Source organism: Microcystis sp. LE19-84.1B, from assembly GCF_027531875.1.
Lineage (GTDB): Bacteria > Cyanobacteriota > Cyanobacteriia > Cyanobacteriales > Microcystaceae > Microcystis > Microcystis panniformis.
The window spans coordinates 1-5,742 of the sequence record NZ_JAPZSR010000450.1; the positions used below are offsets into that span (position 1 = coordinate 1).

A 5,742-nucleotide genomic window follows, 5' to 3' on the forward strand; every position below is an offset into this window, starting at 1 on the left:
AAAACCCAAACGTCAAGGTAAAGAATGTGGTCAACCGTTTGTGATCAATCCCACTAATAAAACCGTCTCTGACGAAACCAAACAATTAATTGATCAACTCTTGCTCGAACGAATTTCCTGACGAGGAATTGCTAGAGTAACAGGGGTAAGTTGGTCATGGTTACAAAATCATGACCCACTTTCCGCACTTCTTAACATTCAATTGATGATTTTTACTAATATATTGCTTAAAACCCATTGCCAGTAGGGACTATAGCTACAATGATTGATTTTTCTCAAGGTGAAGAATTGTAATTTTTTTTCTCAGAAAAAATCAATTATTGAAAATGTTCTCAATAGTAGTTTCTACAATGAAGGTTTTTCGTCAAAACATCTTGGGGAATGTAAAAATATATAAAAGTATATGAAGATGTGCGGAATGTCGGCTACAATGCCCAATTAGCAAAAGTTTCAGCTATCACCACTACAATAAAATCACTACCATCAGGATTTACTCTCGGAAAATTTCAATTGCCTGACTACAGTTCTAAAGCTTCGTAGATGTATAATTTGTTCAAAAAACCGACGGTGCTGAAGTGATAACTAGGTAAAGGGGGAGGGAACCATAATTCCGTTTGATAAACGCTGAAAATGACAAAATTCTTTCTAGTGGTGTGAGTGGCGATCGCTTCTTGTAAAAAAGGATGACCCGTATCCACCAACATTTTACAGTAACCCCGTAAGAGAGCTTGCACCTCGAGGGAAGCTTGCGCCCGAGCGCAGACATTATCCTTAAGATAGCTAGTTAACCTCTGGGAAGCGTATTGTTCGTAATCTTGACGATTAGGGTTAGTTGTCAGCAATATCCCCGCAATTCCCCCTAAAACCACTCCTAACACTATTCCCCCTAACCGCGCCAATTTCATAAGCTCTCAAATCATCACTCACTTACCCTAACCATAGCCTGAATTAGGATAAAAAACCTCTTGTCAACCATTCGTCTTGTGCTATACTTGAAAAGGTGTACGGCGAGCGTAGCCAAGTGGTTAAGGCAGTGGATTGTGGTTCCACCACTCGGGGGTTCAAGTCCCCTCGTTCGCCCTCTTTTCAAGGCTCGTTGATAATTAGGCTTTAAGGGGGTTGATTGGCACTTACCCGCTCAAATCCCCAATCAATTCGTTAACCTCAAAATAGTCTTTTTGTACTGATAAGTTTCGATGAGAACGGTCAATGTGTTGGCTAGACTGTATTTGAGACAATTGAGCAAATTCTCGCTTCCAGAAAGGAGCGAACGGTGAGTAATTAGGGTTGGCTGAATAAATCTGAAAACTTTGTTGGGTAACACTTTTAGACCTTTTGTCAATCAAAAAGTACCGGATATGGGAGTGATCGGGGCAAAATTCCGGGACTTTTTCCCTGAAAATTAGGTAATTGACCCCCTGAAAATGGCTAAAACCCCACACCCCACACCCCACACCCCGCACCCTGTCCCCAGGAAAAACTTTTTGCCGCAAACCCTACTTACCGGTTAAGACGGCACTGGAGAAGCGGAGTAGCGATAACGTGATAGTTTAGATCCGAGCGGTAATATGATGTTAGAACAATAATGACCAGAGTAAATCCGAAGTTAATTATTCATGGGGGAGCGAGTTCCCTAGAGGACAAAGGTGGTTTAGAATCAGTACGCGATTCTCTCCGGGGGATTGTTAAGAATATTTACAACCTCCTTGACAATGGTGCGAGTGCTGTGGAGGCGGTGACAAAAGGATGTATGTTACTGGAGGATGAACCGCGATTTAATGCTGGGACTGGTTCGGTGGTGCAATCGGACGGTCAGGTGCGAATGAGCGCAGCCTTGATGGATGGTCGTCGCCAGCGTTTAAGCGGTGTCATTAACGTCTCGCGGGTACAGAATCCCATTAGCCTCGCTCAATTTCTCCAAAGTCAAGAGGATCGCATTCTCTCGGAAATTGGAGCTGCAGATCTGGCCAGAGAATTACAAATTCCCCTCTATGATCCCCTAACCGATTATCGGATTCAAGAATGGATGGAGGAAAGAAAGACGAACTTTAATCGCAAAATGGCCCGTTTATTCGCCGACTCCTCAGCGCAACGGGGAACTATCGGGGTGGTGGCTCTCGACCAGCAAGGAGACATCGCCGCCGGAACTTCTACCGGAGGTAAGGGACTAGAAAGAATCGGTCGCGTTAGTGACAGTGCCATGCCGGCCGGCAATTATGCGAATCCATGGGCGGGCGTAAGTTGCACGGGAGTCGGGGAAGATATTATTGATGAGTGTTTAGCCGCTAAGGTGGTCATTCGCGTCAGCGATGGTTTTTCCCTCGCCGCTGCCGTGGAGAAATCGATGCGCGAATCCCAAACTAATGGTCGGGATCTGGGCATGATTTCCCTTGATCGTCAGGGTAATATTGTTTGGGGGAAAACGGCGGAAATTCTCTTGGCTGCCTATCATGACGGTCAGGCGATCGGTGATACCCTAGAATGGCACGGTGAAAACGCGGGTTTAATCGGTCATGTCGCCGTCGGATAGTGGAACAAACTGCGATCGAGCCTAGTCTTTTCGGTTAATCTGTACAAGATACTTCTTCTCGAAAATCTCCGTGTGGCAATACATTATTCCTATTTTTGACCCCGATGTGAAAAACTGGTCAGCCGAAGCGCGATTATTGCGCTGGATGACTTTCTTGTGGCTCCTAGTCGGGTTAGTCGTGCTTTTTTCCGCTTCCTACGCTCTGGCTGACAGTCGCTTCGATAACGGACTATACTATTTTATCCGCCAATTAATCTGGCTTTGGATTGGCTTAATTGGCTTTAATTTCCTAGTGCGATTGCCGATCGAGAATCTGCTCAAAATTGCACCCTGGATGATTTTATTAGTTTTAGGATTAATTTTGATCACTCTTATCCCTGGTTTGGGAGCTAATATCAACGGTGCCACCCGTTGGATTAAAATCGGGCCGATTCTCTTGCAACCGTCGGAATTTATGAAACCGTTTCTCGTCCTGCAAGGAGCGGCGGTTTTCGGTGGCTGGCCGCGTTTAAATGTCAATCAACGGTTAACTTGGATCGCTATTTTTGGGCTAATTCTAGCCGGCATTCTCTTACAACCTAACTTGAGTACCACTGCTCTGTGTGGTATAACTCTCTGGCTGATCGCTCTTGCCTCCGGTCTGCCTTTATCCTACATGACCAGCACCGCTTTACTGGGTGTAACTATGGCTGTGGTTAGTGTTACTTTCCGCGAATACCAGAGAAAACGGATTTTATCTTTCTTAGACCCCTGGCAGGATCCCCGGGGTGATGGTTATCAATTAGTGCAGAGTTTACTGGCGATCGGTTCTGGCGGAACCACCGGCAGCGGTTACGGTTTATCCCAACAAAAATTATTTTATCTACCCTTCCCGGATACGGATTTTATTTTCGCTGTCTTTGGTGAGGAATTTGGTTTTATTGGCGGTATTTTACTGTTAATCATGCTATTTCTCTACGCTACTCTCGCCCTGATCGTGGCGGTTAAATGTCGTCATCGCATCAAAAAATTAGTGGCGATCGGGGCGATGGTAATTTTGATCGGTCAATCCCTGTTAAATATCGGTGTGGCCACTGGTTCTTTACCCACTACCGGCTTACCTTTCCCCCTCTTTAGTTATGGCGGCAGTTCCAGTTTAGCCAGTCTCTTTTTAGCAGCCCTCTTAATCCGGGTGGCTAGGGAAGAAAATGACAGCCTAGAACGCCAGACTTGGCAGAAGGGTGCGGGGAGCAGGGAGAAAAAGCTGATGGCTGACGGCTAAAAAGCTCAATACTATCTCCTGACTTGAAAGAGGTTGTGGGGTGTAGGAAGGAAACCTCTTTCATCTGTGGGGGTGAAAATTTTTTCATCGGGACTGACTTCTCACCCAATTCCCTGGCCAAACCCTAGAAATCATCGAAAATTTTGGGTCTGAAACCCCGTCGTTCTACGACGGCTTTACTGTTAAATATGAGCATCGTTTACGAAATATATGCTAAAATGTGAGGTATGGAAAAAGCCTATTCGTTTCGATTTTACCCCACACCCGAACAAGAGTCGCTATTGCGGCGCACTTTGGGATGAAAAATGACGCTAAAATTATCGATCTCGTCATCCGGCTGTTCTTTCTCGGCCTGTTGTTATTTGCTGGTTTTACCCTGCTGCGTCCCTTCCTAACCATGATCCTCTGGGGAGCAATTCTGGCGATCGCTTGGTATCCGCTCTTTCTCTGGTTAAAAAAGTTACTCGCTGGCCGAGCGAAACTGGCCGCAGTTCTCCTCACCCTAATTTGTCTAGGGATCATTATCGGTCCGGTGAGTGCCATCGCAGCGGTTCTGGCCGGTAATCTGCGAACGCTGGCCGAATATATCGATACTGGTGCGGCGGTGATTCCCCCTCCCCCCACCGATGTGGCCACCTGGCCGCTAATCGGCGAAAGGATTGCGAGTCTCTGGCAGCAGGCATCGGATAACACGGGTCAATTTTTTCAACGCTTCGAGCCACAATTAAAAGAACTGGGGAAAATTTCCCTTTCCCTAGCCACCAGTACTGGTCTGACGGTGCTGAAATTTATCGTCTCAATTGTGATTGCGGCGGCCCTCACCCTCTCCGCTAAAAATCTGACTCACCTGATGAACCGGTTAGCGGAAAAGATTGCCCCAGGTCGAGGCATCGCGCTGGCCAGTCTGACCGCCTCCACCGTCCGCAATGTTAGCCGCGGTATTATTGGCGTTGCCATTATCCAGAGTCTTTTGATCGGCATCGGTTTAGTCACGGTGGGAACGCCTGCGGCCGGTTTATTAACTTTCCTCACCCTAATTTTGGGCATTCTCCAAATTGGCCCCGGTTTGATTGTCTTGGGGGCGCTCATTCACGCTTGGGTAACACTACCTAATTCCATCGCCCTCTTGTTTACAATCTGGATGATTCCCGCCACCTTGGTGGATAATTTCCTCAAACCGATCTTAATGGGGCGCGGCCTGCCCATTCCCATGGTGGTGATTCTGCTGGGGGTGTTCGGGGGAGTGATCGCCTATGGGATTATCGGTTTGTTCGTCGGGCCGGTTCTGCTCGGTCTCTGCTACGAGTTAGTCAGGGCTTGGATTGGCGAGGATAGCCCCGAACCGGTGGCAAATAGCCATGATCAGCCAATCTAAAGGCTGATAGATCTAATTTTTACCTTAATCTTTCCAGGGAACTTAAGTAGTCGTGCAAAATTAATTTCCTAGTCGAGACTCCGAGACTCCGAGACTCCGAGACTCCGAGACTCCGAGACTCCGAGACAGCTATTAGGTATCGGATTTGGGTTTTCAGTTCTCTGTTTGCTCACATCAGCAGAAGTCTTAGGGACTTCCAGAGAATAAAATACCCAACAAAAAAATAGAAAAGTGTTTTTTTGAAAAAGTAATTATTTTTGTTTAGGAAAACAAAGAGTCTCCCATTACAACCTATTTTTCCGAAAAAATAGGCAGCACAAACTTTTATACTTCCGAGCTTTTTCGAGTATAACAAGGACAAGTTAAAGAATCAAAGACAGTTTTTAGCTAACCATCTTAGTTAACTACAAACTAGGTCTTATCATAATAGATATAAATAAACCATTGTCCCAAATCGGGAAAGTCTTGATTCGTTGATTCTGTGAGACGTTCGATTTTTTCTTCGATTTTTTCCCTGGCTTTTTTAGTAAGCTTTACTCCTTTTTCATAAGTTTCAGTAATCAACTTAACAATCGG

General features: G+C 45.9%; 4 protein-coding genes, 1 tRNA gene and 3 pseudogenes. 6 read left to right on the forward strand and 2 right to left on the reverse strand.

Features of this window, described 5'->3' with window-relative positions:
- Positions 1-132 (forward strand): annotated as a pseudogene (locus tag O9324_RS25240) (ISNCY family transposase); the annotation flags it as partial.
- Positions 133-518: 386 nt separating this feature from the next.
- Here O9324_RS25240 and O9324_RS25245 read toward each other — a convergent pair.
- A complete protein-coding gene (locus O9324_RS25245; RefSeq protein WP_002757343.1) occupies positions 519-905 on the reverse strand; it encodes a DUF4359 domain-containing protein in 387 nt (128 codons plus the stop codon).
- Between the two features lie 102 nt (positions 906-1,007).
- Between O9324_RS25245 and O9324_RS25250 the strand changes: the two genes are divergently transcribed.
- From O9324_RS25250 to O9324_RS25270, 5 genes and pseudogenes are all read left to right on the forward strand, one after another.
- A tRNA-His gene (locus O9324_RS25250) sits at positions 1,008-1,080 on the forward strand.
- 505 nt (positions 1,081-1,585) lie between these two features.
- Positions 1,586-2,530, forward strand: coding sequence for an isoaspartyl peptidase/L-asparaginase (locus O9324_RS25255; protein WP_287628637.1), 945 nt, complete (start codon positions 1,586-1,588; stop codon positions 2,528-2,530).
- A gap of 70 nt (positions 2,531-2,600) precedes the next feature.
- Positions 2,601-3,791, forward strand: a complete 1,191-nt coding sequence (locus tag O9324_RS25260) for an FtsW/RodA/SpoVE family cell cycle protein (protein WP_002768221.1) — start codon at positions 2,601-2,603, stop codon at positions 3,789-3,791.
- A gap of 227 nt (positions 3,792-4,018) precedes the next feature.
- Positions 4,019-4,090, forward strand: a pseudogene (locus tag O9324_RS25265) (helix-turn-helix domain-containing protein); the annotation flags it as partial.
- The gene (locus O9324_RS25270) at positions 4,090-5,166 is read left to right on the forward strand and encodes an AI-2E family transporter (RefSeq protein ID WP_288141644.1); all 1,077 of its coding nucleotides are present in this window, start codon (positions 4,090-4,092) and stop codon (positions 5,164-5,166) included. The pseudogene O9324_RS25265 and the gene O9324_RS25270, both read left to right, overlap by 1 nt.
- A gap of 411 nt (positions 5,167-5,577) precedes the next feature.
- On the opposite strand, the pseudogene O9324_RS25275 reads toward O9324_RS25270, so the two are convergent.
- A pseudogene (locus O9324_RS25275) lies at positions 5,578-5,742 on the reverse strand (ISAzo13-like element ISMae28 family transposase); the annotation flags it as partial.